The sequence below is a fragment of the Nocardioides astragali genome, assembly GCF_024436375.1.
Classification (GTDB): domain Bacteria; phylum Actinomycetota; class Actinomycetes; order Propionibacteriales; family Nocardioidaceae; genus Nocardioides; species Nocardioides astragali.
Genome location: NZ_JAFMZM010000001.1, coordinates 736,152 through 761,287, shown reverse-complemented (window position 1 = coordinate 761,287; position 25,136 = coordinate 736,152). Strand labels below are relative to the sequence as shown.

Below are 25,136 nucleotides of genomic sequence, written 5' to 3'. Positions count from 1 at the left end.
ATCTGGTTACCCCACGGTAGCCCTGGCAGCGACACGGCCGGGCGCTCTGGGTCGAAGATCACTCGCGGCTCGCGCGAGTGATCGTCGACCGTGCCGCCTCCTCCGCCGGGCGAACGTGTCTGCGGGGCATCTTGACCGGGCGGTCAATCAAGCGCATGCTGGAGCGTGAACGATCCGCCGGAAGGCGACGGATCCCGCGTAGGAAAAGTGAGGATCAGTCATGCAGAAGTGGACTCGATGGCAGGCGTGGGTGGCGCTCCTGGCTGGCGCCTACGCAGCGTTGTCACCCCTGTGGACCCGGACGAACGACGACGCGACCTGGACGATGGTGGCTCTCGGTGTCGTGACCGCGGCGATCGCGCTGTGGTCGTTGGCGATGTCGGAGGACCGGATCTCGGAGTACGTGCTCATGCTCATGGGCGTGCTGTTCATCGCCTCGCCGTGGGTGATGGGCTTCGAGCGCCTCGACGCCATGGCCATGACGGCATGGGTCGTGGGTGCGATCACCTTCGTCGCCGGCGTCCTGGGCATGCCCCAGGTCGAGAGCAAGATGCACATGGGGCACCACGGGCCGATCGCGCACTGAGACCACGCCCCAGCGACACTGGACGGGCAGGCCGTGCCCAAATGCGGCCTGCCTGTCCCTTCGTCTCGTCAATCCACCACCACTCGTCCCGGGAGCACCGATGGCCACCGTCGACCGCCGCACCGCCATCCTGGACGCGGCCGAGGAGCTCTTCGCCGTCGACGGCTTCGACGCGACCCCGACGGCCCGTGTCGCCGAAGCAGCCAAAGTGCCCAAGGGGCTGGTGTTCTACTACTTCCCCCGCAAGATCGACCTGCTGCTGACGCTGTTGAAGGAGCGGCTGCCGACGCCGACGAAGGAGACCGTCGCGGGCGTCGTACGACGCGGCGATCCGGCAGGGTCGTTGCTGGCCATGCACCGCCGGCTCGGCCTGGACGACCACGACTCGCTGGTGCTGAGCACGATCATCTTCCGTGAGAGCGGCACCCACCCAGAGGTGCGTGACCACCTGCGCCAGCTGCGCAGCTCGCTGGTCGAGCTCACCGAGTCGGCGCTGGAGCAGGCCGTCGAGTGGACCGTGGCGAAGACACTGCGCCGACAGGCCGCCGAGACGTTCGTCTCGGTGATGCTCGATCACGCCAATGCGCGTCGGGCGGGTGGGGCGCTGCCGGACGTGCAGGGGGCCGCCGCCGTCGTGGCGCTGGCGATGGGGGCGCCGGGACTGGGGTGATCAGGGCGGCGGACCCTCGCCGGCTCGGCTGTGGAAGGTCCGCCGGTAGGCGGCCGGTGAGGTGTGCATGGCGTGTCGGAAGTGGTGGCGGAAGGTCACGGCGGTGTCGAACCCGACAGCGGTGGCGATCTCCTCGATCGGGGTGTCGGTCGTCTCGAGCAGCTCGAGGCTGGCCTGCACGCGCTGCGCCACGAGCCACCTGATCGGGCTGGTGCCGGCGCGACGCGAGAAGTGACGCAGGTAGGTGCGCGGAGACATCGCCGCCTGGTCGGCGAGCTGGGCGACCGACAGCGTCTCCGAGAGGTGTTCCAGCGCCCACGTCATGCTCAGCGCGATGCGGTCCTCGGTCCGGTCCACCGCCACGGGCGACTCGATGTACTGCGCCTGACCGCCCTCGCGGTGCGGGGGCACGATGAGCCGGCGGGCGACGGCGTTCGCCACGGCGGCCCCCTTGTCCTCGCGGACGAGGTGGAGGCAGAGGTCGAGCCCCGCGGCGCATCCGGCGCTGGTGAAGACCCCACCGCCGTCGACGTAGAGCGGCGCGGAGTCGACGCGGACCTGCGGGTAGCTGGCCTGCAGCGCATCGGCGTACTTCCAGTGCGTGGTGGCTCGTCGGTCGTCGAGCAGGCCGGCCGCTGCCAGCGCGAAGGCGCCGGAGCAGATCGACACCACACGTGCGCCCCGCTGGTGCGCCTCCCTCAGCGCGGCCACCAGCCCGGCCGAGACCGGTGCCGTGACGTCCTTGACGCTCGGAACGATCACCGTGTCGGCCTCGGCGAACTCCTCCAAGCCGTACGGCGTGTGCAGCCGGGCACCACCGACCATGTCGACCGGCTCGGCGTCCTCGGTGCAGATGCGAAGGTCGTACCAGGACTGCTCGAGGTCCGGCCAGCGCAGGCCGAACACCTCGGTGACGATCCCCGTCTCGAAGGCGGTCATCCCGTCGTAGGCCAGCACGGACACCGTCGGCAGGCGCGGAACCGAACGCGCCTGGGCTGTGGTCGCCATGGCGCGATCTTAGCGGTGAGCGTCACCTGCGCCACTGTCGGCGACGCTTGGCCCGGCGAAGACTGGGGCCATGCCGACCACCAGCACCGCCCGACACCTCCTCGCCGCTCTACGCGGGCTCGTCGTCGAGATCGCGTACGGCGTCAACGCCGGCGCCGCGATCAGGCACGGCCGGACGCCTCCGCCGCCCCCGGGACCTCGCCGTCAGGCCAGTTCCTGCGTGAGCGGGCGCTGAGCGGCGCAACAGTCGGCGTCGCCAACTGAATGTCCATGTCTCGTTCATCCGAGGGCGCGCATGCCATTCACCGGTCCGCGAGAGGAAGGGACCATGACTTCTCCTCGAACCGCACTCGCGGCCTCAGCTTCGATCGCAGCGATGCTCACCCTCATCGCTCCCGGCGCGTCACCGGCCGCGACTGGGCAGGACAAGCCCTCATCCGTCAGCTTCGCCGTGATCGGAGACGTCCCCTACGGGGCTGCTCAGATCGCAGCCTTCCCGGGTTGGGTCGACCGCATCAACCAGCAACCGGGGCTCGACCTCGCGTTCCACGTCGGCGACATCAAGAACGGGTCGTCGCCGTGCACCGACGAGTACAACGCGATGATCCGCGGGCAGTTCGACCGCTTCGAGATGCCGCTGCTCTACACCCCCGGAGACAACGAGTGGACCGACTGCCACCGTCCCGCGGCAGGGTCCTACCACCCGCTCGAGCGACTCCGGGCCGTCCGTGCGGCGTTCTACGGGACTGCCGGGGTCAGCCTGGGCGCGCAGCCCATCGAGGTCGACAGCCAAGCGGACCTCGGCTTCCCGGAGAACCAAGCCCTCCGCACACGAGGCATCGAGATGGCCACCCTCCACGTGGTCGGCAGCAACAACGACCGCGCACCGTGGACGGGCATCGGCTATGCGACGCCCACTGAGGAGCAGCTCGCCGAGGAGTCCGCGCGCATGGCGGCAGCCATTGATCTCGTCCAGGACACCTTCGCCCGCGCGCGACAGACGAACGCCCGCGCGGTCGCCCTCTTCCAGCAGGCGGACATGTTCGACCCGTCGTACCAGCCGACGTGGGACATCAGCGCCTTCGAGCCCCTGGTCCATGCCTTGGTGCTCGAGGCTTCCGCCTATGACGGCGAGGTCTACCTCTTCGACGGCGACAGCCACCGCTACCACGTGGACCGACCGGTTGCCGCCGGCTCCGACTGGTTGAGCGTCTACGGGGTGGACGGCAGTGCCGACAACCTGACCAGGATCACCGTGGACGGCGAGGCCAACAACACCAACTTCCTCCAGGTCACGGTCAACCGACCCGGGGCACAGGACGTGCTGTCCTGGGAGCGGGTGCCCTACGACTCCCAACCGTGAGCAGCCTCCGCTCGGCAGCCGTCAAGGCCCCACCGGCAGGACCAGCGCCGCGAGGTCGGCGCCGAACGGCAGCCTCTCGACGAACCAGACGAGGGCCACGGCCGCGACGAGTGCCGCGGCGGCGACCAGCACCTGGTCGCCGGCAACGCTTCGTCTGAGCAGCGTCACGATCGGGTAGAGCAGGACGACCAGCGCAATCTGTGCCAGCTCGAGGCCCACGTTGAAGGCAAGCAACGACGCGAGCAGCTGCCATGACCAGCGCTCGTCGATGCCGAGCGCGCCAGCGAAACCGAGCCCGTGCAACAGACCGAACGCGAAGACGACAGGCAGTCGCCACCGCGTGGTGGCGCTGTCCGCGCGCCGGCGCAGGAGATGGATGGTCGCGACCGACACGATCGACAGGGCGATGAGCGGCTCGACGATCCCGGACGGCGCGTTCACGAGGCCGATTGCGGCCAGCAGGAACGTCACGCTGTGGGCGATCGTGAACGTCGTGGCGGTGAGGACGACGTCGCGGCGGCCTCGGGCCCCGATGAGAAGCGCCAGGAGGAAGAGGAGGTGGTCGGGGCCGAGCAGCAGGTGCTCGCCGCCCAGCACGACGAAGCCACCCAGGTTGCGCCACGTGCTGCCCTCCGCGACCGCCACCGTCGAACCCGGGTCGCCGTCGGAGACCGCGTGGGTCGGATCTGCCGCGGCGAGGACGGCGGCACCCTCGGCGCCGTCCAGCTCGTAGTGCACGATCGTCCTGGTGCTGTGCACGAAGTTCTCGTCGTCGGGGAACAGCGCGCTGAAGAGCTCGTGGGTGCCCTGGCCACCGGGACAGCGGTACTCGAGGGACACCACGGCGAAGGCGCGGTCGCCTCGCTGGGTCAGGCCCGGGACGCCAGCGAGCTCGCCGGCACACCGGCTGCCGTCGTACGCCACCTGGAACCGCTCGAGCGTGTAGGCGGCCACCGCGTCGGCATGCGCCTCGAGCCGGCGCCGCTGCTCGGCGGGATCGGTCGCCTCGTACGCCTCGGCGTAGAGCCACGCCGACTTCATCAACAGGTCGTACTCCAGGTCCAGCACCACCCGCACGTCAGGGCCTGCACCGCTCACCTCGGCGTACGCCGTGGTGGTGGCGTCGTGCGCTACGGCCGGAGCCGCCGTGCCGAGCACCACCACCACGCCCGAGAGGAGGCCGACCAGGAGGCCCAGGCGGGCGATCGGGCTCACGACCGCCCGGCGGTCGTGAACACGCTCGGCCGCGACGACGTCACGCCACCACCGGCCGACCGGGCGGTGACGATCCAGGCGTAGGTGCTGCCGGGCCTGCGACCGCTCCACGTCACCCGAGCGACCTCGCCGGAGGCCACCACGGTGTCTCCGACCACTGCGACCGGGTTGTAGAGCCCGATCGAGTCGGTGGCGAAGCGGGTCGTGCGGGTGGTCAGGTCGACCGGCAGCACCATGTTGTCCTCCTGGCCGTTGTAGCGCAGGTCGGTGTCGAACTCCGTGGCCCCGAAGTCGTCGAGGAAGGGCGAGTAGGTGTCGACGATCATCTCCCCGCGGTCGACGTCGAACTGGAGCATCCGGAAGAAGCTCGCGCCGAACCGGAGCTGGTCGCTCGGCTGGTAGCCGCCCACCTCGGTGAGTCCGAGCCGGTCGGCCGACACCGTGTAGAACTGGTAGTCGGCGAGCAGCTCCACCACGCCGTTGCCGACCTCGCCCACGTCCGGCTTCACGTTGGTGCCGACGCCGTGCTCGTGACCGGCGAGGATCAGGAACACGTTGGGGTTGTCCGCCACGATCGTGTTGTAGAGCAGCGAGCCGTCCGGTGCCGCGAAGGTCGCGCCGCGGCCGTCGGGGCTGCTGGACGGCCTGAGGTAGTCGTGCGAGAGCAGGATGCCGTTGCGGTCCGCGTACTGCTTGAACACGGAGTCCGCCCACTCGGCCTCCTCCCGGGTCACGCCGTACGACAGCCCGACCACGACGAAGTCCAGACCGCCGGCAGTGAACAGGTCGACGTGGTTCTGGTTGTCGCCCGGCTTCCAGGGACCGCCGTACGACGCGTCGCGCCACCGGCCAGCCGCGGTGGAGTAGCGGTCGGGGCCGTAGTAGCGGTTGTAGAGCGCGTCGGGACCGTTGTCGGTGCCCGACCAGTTGTCGTGGTTGCCCGCGACCACGCCGTTGGGGATGCCTGCGTCGTCGAGCGTCCGCTGCGCCTTCGAGGAGACCTCGAACTCGCCGATGACCTGCTCCTCAATCGCGGGGGTCGTCGGTCGGCGGATGTTGTTCTCGATGATGTCGCCGGTGTGGGCGACGTAGGCGATCTTGCGGTTGGCGGCGTTGCCGGCGACCCAGCGGGTGATGTCGGCGTACGCCTTCTCCCACACCGCGCGCTCCTCGGCGGTCTCCTGCTCGACGGCGCCCTCGGAGAGGTACTGCGTGTCGGTGAAGTGCACCAGCGAGAAGTCGTAGGCCGCGGGGTCGGCGAAGCCGTCCTTCGGACCGGGCTCGATGTCGTCGGTGAACGGGTCCTCGCCGGTGACCAGCACGTGCACCTGCTGGCCGTCGATGTAGCGCTCGTCGACGGTGGAGGTCAGCACAGTGCTGCCCGACACGGCGCCACGGCGACCGGTGAGGGCGTCCCAGCGCTGGGTGCGGAGGTTCCAGGCACGCAGGGTGACCGTGCGGGCGGGGTCGATGGTGCCCTCCCAGCGGAGCACCGGCGCCTCGACCCGGCCCCTCACCTGGACGTCGTAGCGCTGGTAGGCCACGTCACGACTCGCCGGGGCTTCCAGGACGCGGGCATCACCCGGGGCGAGGGCGCGGGTGCTGCCGACGTTGCGCTCACCCGGGACGCTCATCGTGGTCGGAACCGTGGCCGCCGAGCCCTGCCATCCCTGGGCCGGGGTGAGGATCTCGGCCTGGGAGAAGGTCGCCGTGACCGGCCCGCCGTCCGGGTCGCCCACCCGGGCCTCGAGACGCGCGTCGGTGGGCACGTCGGTGGCGCCGGGTGCGGGCGCCAGGTCGGTCGGCTCGTCCGGGATGCCGGCGGAGCGGAAGCGGATCTCGCGCGTGGCGGTGTTGCCGAGCGAGTCCTTGGCCGTCACGGCGAGGAGGTGCTCGCCCGCCCCGAGGCCGGGACCCACGAGCTCGCCCGGCGCGATCGGCTTGCCGTCCAGCCGCAGCTCCGGGTCACCGATCACGCCGGAAGCGTCCTCCAGCGTGACGTCGAGGGGTGCTGAGGACGTGAGGGTCGATCTCTCGGCCGGCGTGCTCGCCACGACGACGGGGGCGGTGTTGTCGGTGAAGAGCGCACGGGTCGACACCTCTCCGGTGGCAGAGGTCGCCGCGAGGACGTGCCGGCCGTCGGGCAGGGTCGCCGTGTCGACGTCGGCGCGGAGGCCCCCCGCAGGTGCGTCCACCTGGAAGCCCAGGTCGACCTCGCGCAGCGCGGTCGTCGACGAGCCGCAGTTGCCGTCACCCATCGAGTACGACGCCCGCAACCCCTGCCCTGCGGCCCCGCCGACGGCGGGGGTAAGGACGAGGTTGGAGAGCGTGAAGTCGTCGCGGTTGGACCCGCACGACGCCGCAACCGCGCCGGTCACCACACGTAACGTGTTTGCTCCGGGCACGAGGTACTCGTTGGGGAAGGTCACCTGCGCTCGCTGGCTGACGTAGTCGCCGCCGAGCGGCACGCTCATCCCGTTGACCAGGAGGCGGCTGTCGTAGCGTGCCTCGACGGAGTTGCTGCCGACGGTGAAGGCGAGCGTGGCCTCGCCCGAGCCCAGCACCGGTCGCGCCTGCGCCGGCCGGTGCGTTGTTGACGGTGACGCGGTGGGTCACCGTGGCGCCCGACTCTGTGGTGGCGCGCAGCTCGTGCTCGCCGTTCGCGAGAGTGGCGGTGTCGAGCTCGGCGTGCAGCCCGGTCGTGCCCTGCGGGTCGGAGAGGATGAAGAAGGTGAGCACAGCGCTCTTGAGCAGCGACGTGTTGGACCCGCAGCTGCCGTCGCCGAAGGAGTAGGAGTACTCGTTCTCCTCGCCGTCGGCGACCTCGCCCAGCAGCTCCAGCCCGATGTTGGAGAGGACGAAGTCGTCGTGGTTCTGCCCGCAGTCGCTGGCGACCGCGCCTGTAACCACCTCGATCGTGTTCTCCCCCGCCTGCAGGTGCTCATTGGGGACCTCGACCGTGGCACGCTCCTCGACCAGGTCGGGGAGGTGGATGCGGTGCTCGCCGTTGACCAGCACGTAGTTGCGGTATCGCGCCTCGATGGAGTTGCTGCCCACGTCGAAGCTCAGCCGAGACGCACCGACCGTCCTCTCGCCCGCGAGCTCCTGGCCGTCGACCGTCAGGCTCGAGACGCTGTCGTCGACGGTCGTGGGTTCGGCGGCGACAGCCACGGTGCGCTCGAGCCAGGCGCCGTCAGCAGGGGTCAGCAGCGGCTCGGTCCCCTGCGTGCCGCCCGGTCGTACGCCGCCGGGCTCGGCCGCGGCCGGCGCCGCGTACCAACCCGATGCCAGGAGGGCGCCGCTGGTCAGCGCGGCCGCCACGGTCGTGATCCGGTTGCCGGCTCGCCTGTGCGGCGCAGGTCGGCGGGGGTGGAGTCGCATGGGGTGCGGTCCTTTCGAGAGGCAAGGAGTGACGGCCTCCTCGCCCCGCGGACAGGCCCCGAGGCAGGCCACGGCGAACCCTCGCGGCGCCGGGTGAACGCGGAGACGGCCGCCGGTGACGGCCCGGCGAACGTCCCGGTACGGCCGGGCTCCCGCTGCGACGGCACGGGACGACGAGCCGCCGACCGGGCAGCTACGGCAGGAGGGACACCGCAGCGACGTACCCCTCGGGGGCCTCGATGTCTTCCCAGCACTCGTGTGCAAGTACGACGTCGACCATCGGTGTCGTCAGGCCGGTTCCTCGCGCCTTGAGGACCGCTTCCTTGCGCGTCCAGGCGCGCGCAAGATCAGCGGTCTCACCCGGCGCGAGCACCAGCTCTGGCAGCACGTCGATCACCTCGACCTCGACGTCGACGCCGACCGGCGTCCCGGACATGGCGGTCACGAGGTGCGCGCCGGAGCGCGCGAGGGAGACGTGGACGGACCTACTTTCGTGGCGCAGCCACGGACGCCCGTGACGGTCGCTGCCACACTCTGGGCAGAGGCGGCCCGACGCGATGACGCCTGCTCCGAGCAGGGACGTGGCATGCCTGGCCAGCGCGGTGTCCGGATGAGTCCTGGCGTCGTGCCATGCGACGTGCGTGCGGTTCATCGCTCCGGCAGGTCGGGAAGCTCGGGTGAGCGGAGCCAGGCGTCGAAGAGCCCGCCGAGCGACTCCCCACTGATCTCGGCAGCCAGCGCCTCGAAGTCGGCGGTCGTCGCGTTGCCGCCGCCGAACCGCTCGACCCATTCGCGCAGGATGTCGAAGAAGTCGTGATCGCCCACGACCGAGCGGAGCGCGTGCAGGGTCAACGCGCCGCGCTTGTAGACCCGGTCGTCGAACATCAGCGCCGGGCCCGGGTCGGCGAGCAGCAGGTCCTGGTCGAGCTCGGCCAGCTTCGCCTGGTAGTGGGCCGCCCACCACGCTGCGCTCTCCCCCCCGGACTCCTCGGACCAGAGCCACTCGGCGTAGCAGGCGAAGCCCTCGTGCAGCCAGATGTCGTGCCACTCACGCAGCGTGACGGCGTTGCCGAACCACTGGTGCGCGAGCTCGTGCGCGACGAGCCGGACGGCGTGCCAGTCGGCGGACGCGTAGTTGCGGCCGAACGTCGACAGCGACTGCGACTCCAGTGGGATCTCGAGCGGGTCGTCGGTCACCACGACCGTGTAGTCGTCGAAGGGGTAGGTCCCGAAGACCGACTCGAAGAACTCCATCATCGCCGGCTGCCGGCCGAACGACGCGTCGTAGCCCTCGCCCTTGAGGTCCGGCGGCGCGATCACGGTCACGCCCTCCGCCAGGTCGCGCACCTCGTAACGGCCGATCTGGACGGTGGCGAGATAGGGCGCCATCGGCTGCGGCATCTCCCACGTCCACTCGGTGACCGAGCCACGGCGACGGGTGTCGGTGAGACTGCCGCTCATCGCGACGTAGTAGTCGCTCGGGGCGGCCATGGTGATGGCGTACGTCGCCTTGTTGCTCGGACGGTCGTTGCACGGGAACCACGTCGGAGCACCGTGCGGCTGGGCCGCCACGATGACGCCGTCAGTGAGCTCCTCCCAGCCCGCGTCGTCGAGGTGCGGCGCCTTGAGAGTGCACGGCGAGCCGGCGTACTTCACGCGTAGCTCGAACTCCTGGCCCGCAGCGAGCCGGGCCGGGATCCGGAGCCGGCTCCCGCGGTGGGTGAACCGCGCGGGGGTCCCGTCGACGAACACCTTCGCGACGCGCAGGCCGGCGAGGTCGAGGGTGACGGCCGTGGTGTCGGCGCGCGCCACGCAGGACAGCACCGCGTCGCCGTCGAGACGGTTGCCGATGAGCTTGTAGCCGAGCCCCAACGAGTAGTGGGCGACGTCGAACGAGTCGTCGCCGTGGTCGGGGATGTACGGCTCAAGACTCACGGTGCCTCCCAAGGGCCGATCGGGTTGCCGATCCAGCAGGTCCGAGGAGGAACAACCTCCCCGCGCATCACGAGAGAAACCGGGCCCACGGTGGTGTGCCGACCAATCGTCGCAGCGGGAAGGATAACGCTGTTGGGACCCAGGGTCGCACCGGCCTCGAGGGTCACGGTGTCCATGCTCAACACCCGGTCGTGGAAGAGATGCGTCTGCACGACGCAACCCCGGTTGACGGTGGATCCGTCCTTCAGGGTGACGAGGTCGGTCTCGGGCAGCCAGTAGGTCTCACACCACACGCCGCGACCGATCCGGGCGCCCAGCAGCCGCAACCAGGCGTTGAGGGCCGCCGTGCCTCGGGCGGGCGCTGCGAACCAGGGTGCGGCCAGCACCTCCGTGAACGTGTCGGCCAGCTCGTTGCGCCACACGAACGACGACCAGAGCGGGTGGTCCAAGGCCTGGTGCCGGCCGACGAGGACCACCTTGGCGCAGACGGTCACCATCGCGGCCCCCAGACCTGCCGCGATCAGCACAGGTCCAGCGAGGACGGGGGCAGCGATGGGGTGCACGTCAACGAGCGCAAGCAGGGTCACGCCCACCCCGACGTTGAGGAGCACCAGCAGCATGAGCGGCACGACGCGAGCCGTCTCGACGGCCGCGCGCGCCACCTTCAGCCCCGTGGACGGGGTGTAGGTCCGGGTGTCGTCGGCCTCGCCGCTCGTGCGCCTCAGCCTGGTCGGGGGGCTCCCCACCCAGCTCGAGCCGGCCTTGGCGACCTGGCGAGCAGGGGCGGCGGAGAGCACGGCGACGAGGGACTCCTTGGGCACCTTCCGGCCCGGTGCCGCCATGCCGGAGTTGCCGACGAAGGCGCGTTTGCCGATCTTGACGTTGTCGACGCGGATCCAGCCGCCGCCGAGCTCATAGCACCCGACCAGGGTGTCGTCGGCCAGGAAGGCGTCCTCGCCGACGGTGGTGAACTTCGGGATCAGCAGCACCGTCGAAGCCTCCACGCCCGAACCGATGCGAGCCCCCAGCATGCGCAGCCAGGTCGGGGTCAGCGCACTGGCGTACAGGGGGAAGAGCCAGGTGCGGGCTTCGTCGAGCACCCGCAGCGTGCTCCAGATCCGCACACCGGTGCCGGACCGGACCCGGTGGACCCCTGCATGCATGCCGAGGCCGAGCAGTCGGACCAGGGCCCAGATCATCACGACCAGCGAGGCATAGCCAGTCAGCGCCGCGAGCGGCAGCCAGGGCAGACCCCGGCCCACCGCGTCACCGAGGCCGTCGGCGCCGCGCAGCACCGGGAGCAGCACCAGCGCCCCGACGAGCACCGCGATGCCGGGCAGCGCGGCGATGAGGACCGCCATCGCTCCGTAGAGGCCGAGCCAGGCGCTCCCCGTCGTGGCTGTCCGGCCGCTGGGCGGGTCGTGCCAGGGGCCGCGGGCGTCGGCTCGCCGCCGCTCGGCCGGAGAGCCGGCCCAGAACTCCCCACTGGGGACGTCGCCGTCGACCAGCGAACCCGGCGCCACCTCTGCGTCCTTGCCGACACGTGCGCCGGGGCTGAGCGTGCAGCGGGCTCCGACCCGGGCCCTGGCGCCGACGGTGATCGGCCCCACGTGGATGACGTCTCCGTCGATCCAGTAGCCGGCGAGGTCGACCTCGGGCTCGATGGCGGCACCCTTGCCGAGACTCAGCATCCCCGTGACGGGCGGCAGCGTGTGCAGGTCGGCGCCCGGACCGATCGTGTTGCCGAGCAGGCGGGCGTACAACGGGAACCATGGAGCGCCCGCAAGGGAGGTGGCGGCGAGCTCGTCCTGGATGCGCTCGGCGAGCCAGATGCGCAGGTGCGCCTTCCCCCCGCGCGGGTGCGTCCCGGGCGTGACCGGGCGGAGCACCGCGCGCGCGAGGAGGGCGGCGAGGGTCATGCGTCCCGGTGGCACGAGGAAGAACCAGGTCGTCAGGATGAGGACCCAGGCCGGCGTGCTCGGCAGTCCGCCCAGGCCGAGGGTCGAGCGAGCAATGGTGGATCCGAGCAGGAGCCAGCTGAGCCAGCGCAGGCCGGCGAGGCCGCGCAGCGGCACGAGGGCAAGCAGCTGGCCGGCCTGGCTCTTCAGCGATAGGGGCCGGACGTCGCGGTTGCTGGCCGGCTGGGTGCCTGCCAGGGCGGGCAGCGCGGCGGCGAGCGCAGCGATGCTGGAGTGTGCGTAGACGTCACCGACGACGATCTCGGGGTAGCGCTCACGGATCCGGCTCACGACCTGCGCTGCTGTCAGCGAGCCGCCGCCGAAGTCGAAGAAGTCGTCGCGAGGGGTGGTCACGTCGGCGCCGAGGACGTCGGACCAGATCGTGGCCAGCCACTGCTGGGTCGCGTCCAGCCGGACCGCCGGCGGCGCGGCTCGAGGAAGCGGCCACGGAAGGGCGTCGCGGTCGATCTTGCCGCTGGTGCGGGTCGGCAACGTGTCGACGACCGCGAGTCGTGGGACGAGGGCGGCGGGGAGTCGTCCTCGGAGCAGCTCCTGGGCGGTGCCGGCGTCGTAAGAGGGGTCGACGGTGAGGTAGCCCACCAGCAGCCGGTTGCCGCTGCGGGTCGACCTCACCGCGGCGGCGGCCTGGATGACGCCCGGCAGGCGCAGCAGCTGCTCGTCGATCTCACCGAGCTCGATGCGGCGGCCGCCGAGCTTGACCTGGTCGTCTGCGCGACCGGCGAACACGAGTCCTTGTGGGTCGTTGCGGACCACGTCGCCGGAGCGGTAAGCGCGCTCCCAGCCCAGGCTCGGCATGGGGGCGTACTTCTCGGCGTCCTTCGCGGGATCCAGATAGCGAGCGAGGCCGACGCCTCCGATGATGAGCTCGCCAGTGGCGCCCTCGGCGACCGGGTTGCCGTCGGCGTCGACGACGGCGAGGTCCCATCCGTCGAGAGGCAGTCCGATGCGGACCGGGTCGGAGCCGTCGAGCAGCGCCCCGCACGCCACGACGGTCGCCTCGGTGGGGCCGTACGTGTTCCAGACCTCGCGGCCCGCACGTTGCAGGCGTTGGGCCAGCTCGGGCGGGCACGCCTCGCCTCCCATGATCAGCAGCCGCACCTGCTCGAGCGAGGACGGCGGCCAGAGTGCGACCAGGGTGGGCACCGTGGAGACCACGGTGATGGCGTTGGCGACCAGCCACGGCCCCACATCGACACCGCTGCGCACCAGCGAGCGCGGCGCCGGGACCAGGCAGGCGCCGTACGCCCAGGCGAGCCACATCTCCTCGCAGCTGGCATCGAAGGCCACGGAGAGACCGGCCATGACGCGATCACCGGGGCCGAGCGGCTCTTCCGGGAGGAACATCCGCGACTCGGCGTCGACGAAGGCGGCGGCGTTGCGGTGCGTGACGGCGACGCCCTTTGGCCTGCCCGTCGAACCGCTGGTGAAGATGACCCAGGCGTCGTCCTCGACGCTCGGCCCTCCGTCACCTGCGGCGCTCGAGTCCCCTGCGTTCGCCACAGGACGACGGCCCTCTATCCGCAGGTCGTTGCCGATGACGGCCGCCGCCCCGGACTCCTCGAAGACCACGCGGGCGCGCTCGTCGGGGTCGTCGGCATCGACCGGGACGTAGGCGGCGCCGGCGCACAGGATGGCGAGGATGGCGACGTAGAGGTCCGTCGTGCCGGACTTGATGCGCACGCCGACCTTGTCGCCGCGGCGGACGCCCGTCTCCCGGAGCTCGGCGGCGAGCCGGTCGGCGGCCTCGGCCAGCTCGGCATAGGTGAGCACCTCGACGCCGTTGTCCACGGCGGGACTCTGTGGAGCGAAGTCCACCACCTCGCGGAAGATGTCGACCAACGTGCGTGGCGCAGGGGCACGGTCACTCGCCAGGAGAGCGGGTAGCAGCCCCGACGCTTGCGTGTCCGCCGTCACGTCAGTCGCCCGCCGCGTCTGATGCCGCGGACGACGAGCAACGGGGCGGGGTCGCGGAAGCGGTCGATGTAGTCGCGAACGTCTTGAAGCACGCTCATCCTCTGGTCGGGGCCCGGGGTGGAGCAGGCACCGTGGCAGCCGCGGGTGAACGGTGCTTGAACAGCAGCCCGTCCGTCTCACCATCGCGCTCTCGGCAGCGAGCGCCTCGACCAGGCCCTAGCCTCCGAGGCGCTTGCGCACCTGCGAGATGTCCAGGTCCGCCCACGCCTCCGCGAAGTCCTTCGTGGCGTCCTCGGCACGAGCTTCCTCGATTGCGTGCAACCGGCCCAGGGTGAACCCGTTCAGTCCGTCGGCGTGGCAGCGCGCCCCGTGCTCGCGCAGGAACGCGCGGGACATCACGGTGTCCTGGTGCTCGCCCAGGACCCGCTGCACCTCCTTGGCCGAGGAGGCCAGCTTCGTTGCCCGCTTCCCCGACACCGGGACCGCCAGCTCGGCGGCGTACCGCAGTCGTTTCGCCTTCTTGCGGGCTTCGTGCAGAGCGGCGTCGCGGGCCTCACCGGCCTCGACCTGACGTACGCGCTGGACGGCACGCTCGAGGCGCTTCGCGTCGCGGCGCAGCAGACGGGGAAGCACGTCGCGTGCCGGCCCGTCGCCCCTCTCCGTCACCGGGAGGTCGACAACGAACGCGTCGAGGTCGTCGAGCAGGCGGAGGTATCGGGTGTCCGCCATCGCCTCGAGCGCCTTCGCGCGGCCCACTTGCTCGGCAGCGCTCAGCTCGTCGTCGATCAGGACACCGACCGGACCCATGACGAGCTCAGGTGGTTGGGTCGCCACGAGGCCTCGGAGCCGCTCGCGAAGGACCTGCGCATCGCGGGCACCGCTCAAGACGCGTCCGAGCCGACGGAGCTCGTCGTCGAGGGTGTCGGTGGCGCCGTCGTGGAACAACGGCCGGCACGTCTTGAGCGCCGTACGAAGTCGTCGTGCCTCGATGCGCATCTTGTGGACGGCGCCGGGTTCGCCCGAACGGACGCGACCATCCTGCGTGTGCAGCCTGGTGATGTGCTCGGTCAGGTGCGCGCGCAGGACCTCCGCCGCTGTCCCGCGCCGTAGCGACTTCGCCGACGGCTCCGGCCGGGGCGGTCGCAGACGTCCGGCCAGCGCGCGTGCCAGCTTGGATGCGGTGGCCGCCGGCTCGGCGCCCGCCTCGCGGAGGCGCTCCTCGATCTCGTCGAGGAGCAGCTCGTCGCCGGCAACGAGCTCGACCTCCCACTCGCGCCACTCGTGCACCTCGTCCGCGCCCGGCAGCTGCTCGGCGCGCACCTGGTCGTCGCAGACCAGCGCCAGCACCGCCCCGGCCTCGTCGCGCAGGGCATGCTCGGTGCGGCGCGTGCTCAGGCGTACGACTGGGACGAGGGGGCGATCGCGGACCAGCGCACGCACCGACGCCAGGAGGTCCTTCGGCACGGTCTCGTCGGCACTGCCCAACGGCGCATGCAGCTCGGTGCGGGAGTCCCCGGATCTCGGCAGCTTGACGTGCCACCCGTCGTCGGTCCCGCCGGTGCGACGCCGCAGCGTCACCCCGCCTCGCGCGAGCGCCAGGTCCGCCGTGTCGAAGTACGTCGCCTCGAGCGCCAGCTCCACGGCCTCTCCCACCGACGCCACCCGGCCCTCGTCGGACAGCGGCGGCAGAGGCGTACGCGGATCGACGTCGTACTTGCGCTCGACCTCTCGATGTCGTTCAGGCGCCATGCACCATCATCTCGCAACCGCTGCCTCTCCGGCACCCTTCGTCGCTCCCCACAGCTGTTCGCGGCGCAAGCGGCCGAGCTTCGTCGCCGCCGAGGTCGAGTTCTACGACCAAGCGCACCTGACCAGGCACTTCAGGCGGCTGCTCGGCGTCACGCCGGCCGTCTATGCCCGCTCGACCTGATCGCGTCAGGGGTGGCGAGCTCTGGCATGCGACGTCCCCGCAGCCGTCACGACCGGTTGGCCCATGCGTCACCAGCCGTTGGCAGATGCCCCCCAGCGTGTGGGGTGAAAGGCTCCGCCGACCGGCCGAGCCCGTCATCCTCGGGAGAATCACATGCATCGCACCACGCGAGTCCTCGGCATCCTTGTTTCCACACTCGTCACTCTCACCGCCGTACACGCAACGACCGCCAGCGCTTCAGCCAAGGCGTCGCCAACTGTCGAGGTCAGCGCGCACCGAGGCTCGTCCGGAGCAGCCCCCGAGAACACCATCGCAGCTGTCCGGTTGGCCATCGCGCAGAAGTCCGACGTCGTGGAGAACGACATCCAGCGCACCGTTGACGGCGAGCTGGTCATCATGCACGACCCCACCCTTGCTCGCACCACCGACGTCGAGCAGATCTTCCCGAACCGAGCTCCCTGGAACGTCCGCGACTTCACCCTGGCCGAGATCAAACAACTGGACGCCGGTTCGTGGTTCGCACCGGAGTTCGCCGGCGAGCGGGTGCCGACACTGGCCGAGTGGGTCGACGCCGTCGGACAACAGGCCGGCATGCTGCTCGAGCCTAAGATGCCAGAGCTCTACCCGGGCATCGAAACAGACCTCGACAAGGAGCTTCGTTCGCTGCCCGCGTTCAACCGTGCACTCAAGGCGGACCGCGTCGTCGTCCAGTCCTTCAACCACCTCTGGCTGCGCAGCTACAAGGACCTGGCCCCCGACGTCCCGGTCGGGCTGCTCTACGGCAGCAAGCCCACTCCGCTCGACATCGCAGCCGCCGCGACCTGGGCGCAGCAGATCAACCCAGCACTCGGCGCGATCGACCAGGCCACCGTCGATCAGGTCCATGCACACGCCATGGAGATCCACGTCTGGACCGTCAATGCCGGCAGTGACATGCGCCGCGCGATCAACTGGCAGGTCGACGGCATCATCACCAACTATCCGCAGGTGCTGCGCGACATCCTTCGACGCGCCTGATCCGGGTCCACCCGTCATCAGCCCGTCGCCTGAGGTTCATCGGACGCTCGACGCTGGTATCCACCTCGCTGGTGTTCGAGACCTATGGTCGCGGCCCCGGGAAGGGAGATGACATGAACAGTGTGGCGTTCCTCGAGGACGGACCCCGAGTGCTCTCGATCTACGAGGGCTTCTTCTCTGGCGGCGCCCGGATCCTTCACACCTCCCTCGTGCGCGGCCTCGAAGGGACCACCGGGCAGCGACACTCGGTGCTGGGCCTCACCAACCGGTCGCGACGCGAGGCGACGCGACAGCGGGCGCGCAACGATCCCAGCTACCGGCGATTGAGGGCGGCCGGCGTTCCGGTGACCCTCCTGCGGCGGACTACCGAGCAGCCCGTCACGGAGCACCACCTGTCCTCGATGAGGCGACTCGTGTCCGCTTCCGACCTCGTGCTGACCCTCAAGGAGCAGCCTCTGGCGGCGCTCGCACGGGCCGGCTCCGCCGGTCGGCCTGTGATCACCTGCCTGCACCGCTCCGATCCCCAGCACCAGGGCCCCTCACTGGCAGACCTCGTGTCTCTGGTGGACCAGGGGATCGTGGTTCAGGCGGTGTGCTGCGCCCACTCGACTCAGTCGGCATACCACGCCGCCACCGGGATCCCGCTGGCGCAGCTGCCGGTCATACCCAACGGGGTCGACCTGCACCGATTTCGTCCCTCGGCATCAGACCGGGCCGACGTGCGGAACGAGCTCGGGATCGAGGGAGATGCACCCGTGGTGATGCTCTCGGCTCGCTTCGATCCGATGAAGGACGTCCCGCTGTTCCTCAGAGCCTCCGCGGTCCTCGCCAGGACCCGGCGCGACGCGCACGTGGTCCTGTGCGGAGCCGGGATGTCGCCAGCCAACCCGGCGCTGACCGCGCTGCTGGCCGACATCCTCGGCCCGTGGGATGCCGCACATTCTCGCGTGCACCTTCTGGGCATCCGCGAGGACATGCCTCGCCTGTACAACGGCGCTGACGTCGTCGCCCTGAGCAGTGCCTACGGAGAGGCCGCGCCCCTCTCGCTGCTGGAGGGCATGGCCTGCGGGGCCGTCCCGGTGACCACCGACGTGGGGGACGCGGCCGACATCGTGGCTGACCCGCGCCTCGTGGTGGGACGCGACCCCAAGGAGATGGCCGCGGCGTGGGTAGCCGCCTTCGAGCAGCGCGAGGAGCACGCCGAGCGCATCCGACGCCATCGGCAGCGGCTCAGCGACCAACGCTGCTTCGACGCCTACGCCGCTCTCATAGCCGCGCACGCGGAACCCGGCCGGCTCGGCGTCGCTGTCTGACCCCGTCCGCCTCCTGCCACCTGTTCAGCCACTTCCCACGTCTCGGTGGCCTGAGGTTCATCGGGGCGTCCCTCGAGGTGACTCGGATGGACGGTGACCGCTTCCGCCACCACGAAGGGCATCGAGATGACCACCGAACAGCGCAGCAGCGAAAAGATCGGCATGGCCCGACGCGCCTTCCTGGGGGGCGCGGCAGGCGGTCTGGCCGCCGCCAGCATCCCGTTCGAGGCACTTGCGGCGCGGCACGAAGCCGCTCTCCCGTCGAAGCTCCAGGCGGGTCCCGGGTACGGCGAGCTGCGTCCGGTGCGCGACCAGTCCACAGGCCTGGCGCTGCTGGCACTGCCGAAGGGCTTCGAGTACCTCTCCTACGGCTGGACGAACGACGCCATGTCGGACGGTGTGCCCACCCCGAACGCCCACGACGGGATGGCTGCGTTCCGTCACGGCGACCTGGTGCACGTGGTCCGCAACCACGAGCGCAATCCGGGACCGGCGTTCGCATCGCCGGCGTACAACCCTGCAGGCGGTGGCGGGACCACCACGATGGTGTTCGACCCCGGGGCCGGCGAGTTCCGCGAGTCCTACGGCAGCCTCGGCGGGACGCTCCGAAACTGTGCCGGAGGTCCCACGCCGTGGGGAACCTGGCTGACCTGTGAGGAGACCTTCAGCGAGACCGGCGGCATGCGGCACGGCTACGTCTTCGAGGTGCCCTCGGAGGGGCCGGGGAACCCGACGCCATACACCGCGATGGGCCGCTTCAACCACGAGGCCGCGGCGATCGACCCGGTGACCGGGTACGTCTACGAGACCGAGGACCGCGGCGATGCCTGCCTCTACCGGTTCGTGCCGAACGTGCCCGGTGACCTCGGACGCGGCGGCGAGCTGCAGGCGATGGTCATCGGCGGCAGCACGACGGACACCCGTGCCGACGGGTATGGCCGGGTCTACGGCAAGGTCTCATGGGTCACGATCGATGAGCCGGATCCCGCGCTGGACACGGTTCGGGTGGAGGCGCAGGGCAAGGGCGCTGCGATCTTCGGTCGCCTGGAGGGCGCGTGGTACGGCAACGACCGGATCTACGTCATCACCACCAACGGCGGACCGGCCGGCGAGGGCCAGGTGTTCGAGCTCGACCCGGCCACCGACACTTTCCGGGTCCTCTACGCCTCTCCCGGGGCCGATGTCCTCAACGCTCCCGACAACATGTGCGTCAGCCCTCGGGGAGGACTGGTGCTGTGCGAGGACGGCGGCGGCATCGAGTACGTCCACGGCCTGACCACCGACGGTGAGATCTTCCGCTTCGCCCAGAACCTGGCGGACCTGCGTGGTGGCACGGCCGGCAAGCTCGTCGCCGCGTCGGACTACCGCGGCTCCGAGTGGGCCGGATCGGTGTTCGAGCCCAAGAACGGCGACTGGCTCTTCGTGAACCTGCAAAGTCCCGGGATCACGCTCGCGATCACCGGCCCGTGGCGCAAGGGCGGGCTCTGACCGACCGGGATGGGTGACGTACGACCCGTCGCGACATCACCGCAACGGGTCGTACGCCGCGTCGGCGAAGCTCGTTTCGTCGCGGTGCCGCAGGACGCGCAACATTCGCGCCCAGTCTGCGGCTTGCGGTCCGGCGGGGACGAGCTCGCCCGTCTCCCACCGCACCAGCGTGAGCGCGTCGAGCCCGATCGCGGCGGCCACCTCGAACAACGACGCGTCCGCCTTCTCGCGCAACCGGCGACCCTCACCGGAGGTTGCGAAGGAGATCGCGTTGTTCAGCAAGACCTCGTCCGGGATGGTCACCCGGACAGAGTACGAGTTGAAGATGAACGTGCAACCAGATTCGCTTCTCGACGGTGGCGTCGTCGGGCTTCCTGATGTCCGGCGCTCAGCGCACCAGGCATGGGCGCTTCGGATCGAAGCTCCAGCCCGGCACGAGGTGCTGCATGGCGATCGCGTCGTCGCGCGCGCCGAGGCCGTGCTCGAGGTAGAGCTCGTGCGCCTCGGCCACCCGGTCGCGGTCGAGCGTGACGCCGAGACCCGGAGCATCGGGCACCTTGATCGCGCCGTCGCGGATCTGCAGAGGCTCGGTGGTCAGGCCCTGGCCGTCCTGCCAGATCCAGTGCGTGTCGAGGGCGGTGATCGCCCCCGGTGCCGCGGCGCCGACCTGGGTGAACATCGCCAGCGAGACGTCGAAGTGGTTGTTGGAGTGCGAGCCCCAGGTCAGGCCGAAGTCGTGGCACAGCTGGGCGACCCGGACCGAGCCCGCCATCGTCCAGAAGTGGGGATCGGCGAGCGGGATGTCGACCGCGTTGGTGCGGACCGCGTCGGCCATCTGCCGCCAGTCGGTCGCGACCATGTTGGTGGCGGTGCGCAGGCCGGTGCGGCGCTTGAACTCCGCCATCACCTCCCGCCCGGAGTAGCCGCCCTCGGCGCCGCACGGGTCCTCGGCGTAGGCCAGGACGCCGTCCTTGCCCTTCAGCAGTCGGACCGCGTCGGCGAGCAGCCAGCCGCCGTTGGGATCGAGGGTGATCCGCGCGTCGGGGAAGCGCTCGTGCAGCGCCGTCACGGCAGCGACCTCCTCCTCCCCGGGCAGCACGCCGCCCTTGAGCTTGAAGTCGCTGAAGCCGTAGCGGGCTTGCGCGGCCTCGGCCAGGCGTACGACCCCCTCGGGAGTCATCGCCTCCTCGCGCCGGACCCTCTCCCAGTCGTCCGCGCCGTCGGGCTCGCGGAGGTAGGGGAGGTCGGTGCGGTCGGGATCGCCGACGTAGAAGAGGTAGCCGAGCATCGGCACGCTGCCACGCTGCTGGCCCTCGCCGAGCAGCTCCGCGACGGGTACGCCCAGCGCTTGGCCGGAGAGGTCGAGGAGCGCCGACTCGAGCGCGGTGACGGCGTGGATGGTCGTGCGGAGGTCGAAGGTCTGGAGGCCGCGCCCACCGGCGTCGCGATCGGCGAAGCGGGCACCGACCTCGCGCAGCAGCGAGCGGTACGCGGCGACCGGGCTTCCGACCAGCACCTCGGACGCGTCCTCGATGGTCGCCTTGATCGCCTCGCCACCCGGCACCTCCCCCAGTCCGGTGCGGCCCTCGGAGTCCGTGACGATGGCGATGTTGCGGGTGAAGAACGGGCCATGGGCGCCACTCAGGTTGAGCAGCATGGAGTCGTGGCCGGCGACCGGCACGACCTCCACGGAGGCGACGGTGACGGTCATTCGGGGTCCCCGCAGAGTTGTTCGGGGGAGCGAAGCGGAGGAGAAGAACTCTGTGGGGTGCTCATGGCTCGAGGGTCCCGTCGATGCGACGGAGGAGACCCCACGGGTTGTCGTCACGGACGGCAAGGGGCAGCAGGGCGGCCGGTACGTCCTGGTAGGCGACCGGGCGCTGGAACCGCTCGATCGCGAGGCTGCCGACGCTGGTGGTGCGCGAGTCGGAGGTGGCCGGGAACGGGCCGCCGTGGACCATCGCATGACCGACCTCGACCCCGGTCGGCCAGCCGTTGACGAGGATCCGGCCGGCCTTGAGCTCCAGCACCGGGAGCAGCGCGGCTGCGTCCTGGGTGTCGGCGTCGGTGGCGTGGACGGTCGCGGTGAGCTGGCCCTCGAGGTCCTCGAGGCGCGGCAGCAGGTCGGCCACGCCGTCGAAGCGCACGACCACTCCCGAGGCGCCGAACACCTCGTCGGTGACGGTGCTGTCGTCGAGCGCGAGCAGCTCGGCGGGCGCCTCCCAGATGGCCGGCGCCGGAGCGTGCTCGCCGGCCGCGGTCCCCTGACCGACGAGCCGGATGCCCTCCGTGCCGCTCAGGCTGGCGGTGCCGCTGGCGTACGCCTCGGCGATCCCGGGGGTGAGCATCGGCTGCCCGGACGCGGCACCGATGGCCGTGCCGGCCGCGCGGAGGAACGCGTCACCCTGCTCGCCGGACGGCAGGAACAGCAGGCCGGGGTTGGTGCAGAACTGGCCCGCGCCCAGCGTGAGACTGCCGACGTACGCCGTGGCGAGCGCGTCGACGTCACCGTCGAGCGCGCCGGGCAGGACCACGACCGGGTTGATCGAGGACATCTCCGCGTAGACCGGGATCGGCACCTGACGGGCAGCCGCGGCCTCGACGAGGGCGTGCCCGCCGCCCCGGGAGCCGGTGAAGCCGACCGCGGCGATCCGCGGGTCGCGGACCAGCTCCTGGCCCGTTTCGATGCCGCCGAGCACGAACGAGAACGTGCCGGCGGGCAGACCGGACTTCTCGACCGCGCGGGTGATCGCCCGGGCCACGAGCGTGCCGGTGACCGGGTGGGCGGGGTGGCCCTTCACCACGACCGGGCAGCCCGCGGCGAGCGCCGAGGCGGTGTCGCCGCCCGCCGTGGAGAAGGCGAGCGGGAAGTTGCTGGCACCGAAGACGGCGACCGGGCCGAGCGGCACCATCCGCTGGCGGATGTCCGCGCGAGGCAGGGGCGCACGGTCCGGCATCGCAGGGTCGATGCGGACGCCGAGGTGGTCGCCCTGCCGCACGACGGCCGCGAACATGCGCAGCTGGCCCGTCGTGCGGCCGACCTCGCCGGTGATCCGCCCCTCGGGCAGCCCGCTCTCGCGGACGGCCTCGCGGATGATCGCGTCCTTGTCGGCCTCGATCTCCCCGGCGACCGCCTCCAGGAACGCAGAGCGCTCCTCGGGGCTGGTGGCGCGGTAGGCACCGAACGCCTCGGCGGCGGCCGTGGTGGCGGCGGCGACGTCGGCCCGGTCGGAGTCGGTGCCCGCCACGATCGAGCTAGCGGTGATGGACGTGGCCTGGTCGGTCATGGGGTCCTCTCGGATGTTCCTGCGGGGGCGGGTGGTCGATCAAGCCTTCGAGCCTGCCACCTTGTCCACGAGGGCGCGCAGCTCGTCGAGCTCGGCGGCGGTGAGGTCCGACAGCGGCGGACGCACCGGGCCGGCGGGCCGGCCGACAGCGGTCAGACCGGCCTTGACGATCGACACGGCGTAGCCCGACTCGCGGTCGCGGATCTTGGTGTAGGGGATGACGAAGTCGTTGAGCATCGCGTAGACAACCGCCTGGTCCTGGCGGCGTACGGCGTCGTAGAAGTCGAGGGCGAACTGGGGGACGAAGTTGAAGATCGCCGAGCTGTAGGTCGTCACCCCGAGCTGGAGCAGCGGGAGCGCGAACATCTCCGCCGTGGGGAGACCGCCGACGTAGACGAGGCGGTCCCCGAGCTGGGCGTAGGTGCGGGTCATCTGCTCGATCGAGCCGACGCCGTCCTTGAAGCCGACGAGGTTGGCGTTGCGCCGGCAGGCCTGCTCGAGGGCGTCGGTGCCCAGCACCGCGTTGGCTCGCGAGTAGTAGATGACGCCGAGGCCGGTGGCGGCGCACACGGCGCTGATGTGCTCCACGAGTCCGCGCTGGCCGGCCTCGGTGAGGTAGGGCGGCATGAGCAGGATGCCGTCGGCACCCGCGTCCTCGGCGGCCTTGACCTGCGCGATGGCGTTGACCGTCGAGCCGGTCGCGGGGGCCAGCACCGGGACCTTGCCACCGGCGCCCGAGATGGCCGCGCGGACGACGCGGTCGGTCTCCTCGGCGGTGAGCGAGAAGCCCTCACCCGTGCCGCCGGCGGCGAACAGCCCGGCGACCGGGTACCCGCTGAGCCACTCGAGGTGCGCCCGGTAGGCAGGCTCGTCGAACTGCAGGTCAGCGTCGAAGTGGGTGACGGGGAACGACAGCAGGCCGCTCCCCAGGGTCTCGACGAGCTCGGTGGGGCTGTACTTCGTCACGCTGCGTCCTTTTGGTCGAGGCGGGTCGTGGTGTGGCGGTGCTCACCAACCTAGGAAGACGTGACGATGCCTGTCCAAGCCCCATTTTGTATCCGGTGATGCTCCTGAGGAATCACGGCATGGAATGCTCGCCGGGACGTGACTAGGTGCCCTCTCGCGTCGTGACGACGTCCAGCACCCGTCGTACGACGGGGGTGACCGCCTCGCGCGACCAGATGGCGTGCAGCTCGACGGGCCGGTCGGGGTCGGCGTCGACGCGCGTGTCGCCGCCATGGTGGGACAGCTCCTTGAACACCACGCCGTCCACGTGCAGCGAGGCGGCCGAGGCGGGGGCGAGCGTCACGCCCCGCTCGGCCGACACCAGCAGCATCGCGGTGAGCACCTGGTGCACCCGCTGGTCGACGCGTGGGTGCGCGTTGGCGAAGAAGCGGACCGAGAGCTCGTGGAAGTAGCGCGACTGGTCGGGGTTGTAGCCGATCACCGCCTCGCCGTCGAAGTCCCCGGCCGCGAGCGGACGGTCCACCGCGGCAAGCGCGTGCGACGCCGGCACGACCGCCATCAGCGGCTCGCGCAGCACCACACGGGAACGAAGCAGGCTCGTGTCGAAGGGCGGACGGGCCAGGCCGATGTCGAGCTCGCCCCGCCGGATCCCGTCGACCTGCGCGCCGGTCACCCGCTCGGAGAGCACGACCTCGACGTCGGGCAGCTCGGCGGTGAGCCGGCGCAGCAGCGGGCCGAGGATCGAGATCGCCGAGACGGCGGTGAAGCCGAGGCGTACGACGCCCGCCGCCCCTGCGTCCACCCGGCGGGCCAGGTCCCCCGCACCCTCGACCAGGTTGAGCAGCCGGTAGGCCTCGTCGAGGAAGGCGGCTCCGGCGCCGGTCAGCTCGACGCGGCGGTTGTCGCGCTCGAGCAGGCGGGCACCGACCGACTTCTCGAGCTTCTGGATCTGCCGCGACAGGGGCGGCTGGGTCATCCGGAGCCGCTCGGCGGCGCGACCGAAGTGGAGCTCCTCGGCCACCGCGACGAAGGAACGGACCTGGTCGAGGGTGATCACCCGCCGACAGTACGATGCTCCAGATGG

General features: G+C 70.9%; 21 protein-coding genes. 8 read left to right on the top strand and 13 right to left on the bottom strand.

Features of this window, described 5'->3' with window-relative positions:
* Positions 1-220: 220 nt before the first annotated feature.
* Both J3P44_RS03745 and J3P44_RS03740 read left to right on the top strand, forming a co-directional pair.
* Positions 221-586 (top strand): SPW repeat protein, encoded by a 366-nt coding sequence (locus tag J3P44_RS03745; protein ID WP_255888890.1) that lies wholly within the window; start codon positions 221-223, stop codon positions 584-586.
* 100 nt (positions 587-686) lie between these two features.
* The gene (locus J3P44_RS03740; RefSeq protein ID WP_255888889.1) at positions 687-1,256 is read left to right on the top strand and encodes a TetR/AcrR family transcriptional regulator; all 570 of its coding nucleotides are present in this window, start codon (positions 687-689) and stop codon (positions 1,254-1,256) included.
* Here J3P44_RS03740 and J3P44_RS03735 read toward each other — a convergent pair whose 3' ends face one another.
* Positions 1,257-2,264 (bottom strand): helix-turn-helix domain-containing protein, encoded by a 1,008-nt coding sequence (locus J3P44_RS03735; protein WP_255888888.1) that lies wholly within the window; start codon positions 2,262-2,264, stop codon positions 1,257-1,259.
* Between the two features lie 70 nt (positions 2,265-2,334).
* On the opposite strand from J3P44_RS03735, the gene J3P44_RS03730 reads away from it, so the two are divergent.
* Positions 2,335-2,499: a hypothetical protein gene (locus J3P44_RS03730; protein ID WP_255888887.1), complete on the top strand. Its 165-nt coding sequence runs from the start codon at positions 2,335-2,337 to the stop codon at positions 2,497-2,499.
* Between the two features lie 93 nt (positions 2,500-2,592).
* Complete coding sequence (locus J3P44_RS03725; protein ID WP_255888886.1) at positions 2,593-3,627, top strand: hypothetical protein; 1,035 nt, start codon at positions 2,593-2,595, stop codon at positions 3,625-3,627.
* A gap of 21 nt (positions 3,628-3,648) precedes the next feature.
* Here J3P44_RS03725 and J3P44_RS03720 read toward each other — a convergent pair whose 3' ends face one another.
* The 7 genes from J3P44_RS03720 to J3P44_RS03690 all read right to left on the bottom strand — a co-directional run bounded on the left by J3P44_RS03720 (position 3,649) and on the right by J3P44_RS03690 (position 15,800).
* Entirely contained in the window at positions 3,649-4,842 is a 1,194-nt protein-coding gene (locus J3P44_RS03720; protein ID WP_255888885.1) for a HupE/UreJ family protein, read from the bottom strand.
* Positions 4,839-6,476, bottom strand: a complete 1,638-nt coding sequence (locus J3P44_RS03715; RefSeq protein ID WP_255889157.1) for a metallophosphoesterase — start codon at positions 6,474-6,476, stop codon at positions 4,839-4,841. Before J3P44_RS03715 ends, J3P44_RS03720 begins: the two co-directional genes overlap by 4 nt.
* A 616-nt stretch (positions 6,477-7,092) precedes the next feature.
* Positions 7,093-8,223 carry a hypothetical protein gene (locus J3P44_RS03710; protein WP_255888884.1) on the bottom strand — a complete coding sequence of 377 codons (1,131 nt, stop codon included), beginning with the start codon at positions 8,221-8,223 and terminating at the stop codon, positions 7,093-7,095.
* 193 nt (positions 8,224-8,416) lie between these two features.
* Positions 8,417-8,659, bottom strand: coding sequence for a 4'-phosphopantetheinyl transferase superfamily protein (locus tag J3P44_RS03705; protein WP_255888883.1), 243 nt, complete (start codon positions 8,657-8,659; stop codon positions 8,417-8,419).
* A gap of 212 nt (positions 8,660-8,871) precedes the next feature.
* Positions 8,872-10,158 carry a M1 family metallopeptidase gene (locus tag J3P44_RS03700; protein ID WP_255888882.1) on the bottom strand — a complete coding sequence of 429 codons (1,287 nt, stop codon included), beginning with the start codon at positions 10,156-10,158 and terminating at the stop codon, positions 8,872-8,874.
* Complete coding sequence (locus J3P44_RS03695; protein WP_255888881.1) at positions 10,155-14,051, bottom strand: Pls/PosA family non-ribosomal peptide synthetase; 3,897 nt, start codon at positions 14,049-14,051, stop codon at positions 10,155-10,157. The genes J3P44_RS03700 and J3P44_RS03695 overlap by 4 nt, the downstream gene beginning before the upstream one ends.
* A 216-nt stretch (positions 14,052-14,267) precedes the next feature.
* On the bottom strand, positions 14,268-15,800 hold the full coding sequence (locus tag J3P44_RS03690) for a CYTH and CHAD domain-containing protein (RefSeq protein WP_255888880.1): 1,533 nt from the start codon (positions 15,798-15,800) through the stop codon (positions 14,268-14,270).
* On the opposite strand from J3P44_RS03690, the gene J3P44_RS03685 reads away from it, so the two are divergent.
* The 4 genes from J3P44_RS03685 (at position 15,799) to J3P44_RS03670 (ending at position 19,799) form a co-directional block, all read left to right on the top strand.
* Complete coding sequence (locus J3P44_RS03685; RefSeq protein ID WP_255888879.1) at positions 15,799-15,981, top strand: hypothetical protein; 183 nt, start codon at positions 15,799-15,801, stop codon at positions 15,979-15,981. The two genes, J3P44_RS03690 and J3P44_RS03685, sit on opposite strands and share 2 nt — an antisense overlap.
* Before the next feature lie 153 nt (positions 15,982-16,134).
* Positions 16,135-16,998, top strand: a complete 864-nt coding sequence (locus tag J3P44_RS03680) for a glycerophosphodiester phosphodiesterase (RefSeq protein ID WP_255888878.1) — start codon at positions 16,135-16,137, stop codon at positions 16,996-16,998.
* Between the two features lie 113 nt (positions 16,999-17,111).
* A complete protein-coding gene (locus J3P44_RS03675) occupies positions 17,112-18,311 on the top strand; it encodes a glycosyltransferase (protein ID WP_255888877.1) in 1,200 nt (399 codons plus the stop codon).
* A gap of 93 nt (positions 18,312-18,404) precedes the next feature.
* Positions 18,405-19,799 carry an alkaline phosphatase PhoX gene (locus tag J3P44_RS03670; protein WP_255888876.1) on the top strand — a complete coding sequence of 465 codons (1,395 nt, stop codon included), beginning with the start codon at positions 18,405-18,407 and terminating at the stop codon, positions 19,797-19,799.
* 36 nt (positions 19,800-19,835) lie between these two features.
* Here the strand turns inward: J3P44_RS03670 and J3P44_RS03665 are convergent, their stop codons facing one another.
* From J3P44_RS03665 to J3P44_RS03645, 5 genes are all read right to left on the bottom strand, one after another.
* Positions 19,836-20,102, bottom strand: a complete 267-nt coding sequence (locus J3P44_RS03665) for a helix-turn-helix domain-containing protein (protein WP_255888875.1) — start codon at positions 20,100-20,102, stop codon at positions 19,836-19,838.
* Between the two features lie 85 nt (positions 20,103-20,187).
* The gene (locus J3P44_RS03660) at positions 20,188-21,510 is read right to left on the bottom strand and encodes an enolase C-terminal domain-like protein (RefSeq protein WP_255888874.1); all 1,323 of its coding nucleotides are present in this window, start codon (positions 21,508-21,510) and stop codon (positions 20,188-20,190) included.
* Positions 21,511-21,571: 61 nt separating this feature from the next.
* A complete protein-coding gene (locus J3P44_RS03655) occupies positions 21,572-23,086 on the bottom strand; it encodes an aldehyde dehydrogenase (NADP(+)) (RefSeq protein ID WP_255888873.1) in 1,515 nt (504 codons plus the stop codon).
* Between the two features lie 39 nt (positions 23,087-23,125).
* Positions 23,126-24,052, bottom strand: coding sequence for a 5-dehydro-4-deoxyglucarate dehydratase (kdgD, locus tag J3P44_RS03650; protein ID WP_255888872.1), 927 nt, complete (start codon positions 24,050-24,052; stop codon positions 23,126-23,128).
* Positions 24,053-24,194: 142 nt separating this feature from the next.
* Positions 24,195-25,109: a LysR substrate-binding domain-containing protein gene (locus J3P44_RS03645; RefSeq protein ID WP_255888871.1), complete on the bottom strand. Its 915-nt coding sequence runs from the start codon at positions 25,107-25,109 to the stop codon at positions 24,195-24,197.
* Positions 25,110-25,136: the final 27 nt, after the last annotated feature.

Bases quoted from the DNA above. Each gene is read 5' to 3' on its own strand.
- J3P44_RS03675 (WP_255888877.1), top strand. From the start codon at position 17,112: ATGAACAGTGTGGCGTTCCTCGAGGACGGACCCCGAGTGCTCTCGATC.
- J3P44_RS03655 (WP_255888873.1), bottom strand. From the start codon at position 23,086: ATGACCGACCAGGCCACGTCCATCACCGCTAGCTCGATCGTGGCGGGC.
- J3P44_RS03685 (WP_255888879.1), top strand. From the start codon at position 15,799: ATGCACCATCATCTCGCAACCGCTGCCTCTCCGGCACCCTTCGTCGCT.
- J3P44_RS03735 (WP_255888888.1), bottom strand. From the start codon at position 2,264: ATGGCGACCACAGCCCAGGCGCGTTCGGTTCCGCGCCTGCCGACGGTG.
- J3P44_RS03660 (WP_255888874.1), bottom strand. From the start codon at position 21,510: ATGACCGTCACCGTCGCCTCCGTGGAGGTCGTGCCGGTCGCCGGCCAC.
- J3P44_RS03745 (WP_255888890.1), top strand. From the start codon at position 221: ATGCAGAAGTGGACTCGATGGCAGGCGTGGGTGGCGCTCCTGGCTGGC.
- J3P44_RS03740 (WP_255888889.1), top strand. From the start codon at position 687: ATGGCCACCGTCGACCGCCGCACCGCCATCCTGGACGCGGCCGAGGAG.
- J3P44_RS03705 (WP_255888883.1), bottom strand. From the start codon at position 8,659: ATGTCCGGGACGCCGGTCGGCGTCGACGTCGAGGTCGAGGTGATCGAC.
- J3P44_RS03710 (WP_255888884.1), bottom strand. From the start codon at position 8,223: ATGCGACTCCACCCCCGCCGACCTGCGCCGCACAGGCGAGCCGGCAAC.
- J3P44_RS03680 (WP_255888878.1), top strand. From the start codon at position 16,135: ATGCATCGCACCACGCGAGTCCTCGGCATCCTTGTTTCCACACTCGTC.
- J3P44_RS03690 (WP_255888880.1), bottom strand. From the start codon at position 15,800: ATGGCGCCTGAACGACATCGAGAGGTCGAGCGCAAGTACGACGTCGAT.
- J3P44_RS03725 (WP_255888886.1), top strand. From the start codon at position 2,593: ATGACTTCTCCTCGAACCGCACTCGCGGCCTCAGCTTCGATCGCAGCG.
- J3P44_RS03730 (WP_255888887.1), top strand. From the start codon at position 2,335: ATGCCGACCACCAGCACCGCCCGACACCTCCTCGCCGCTCTACGCGGG.
- J3P44_RS03715 (WP_255889157.1), bottom strand. From the start codon at position 6,476: ATGAGCGTCCCGGGTGAGCGCAACGTCGGCAGCACCCGCGCCCTCGCC.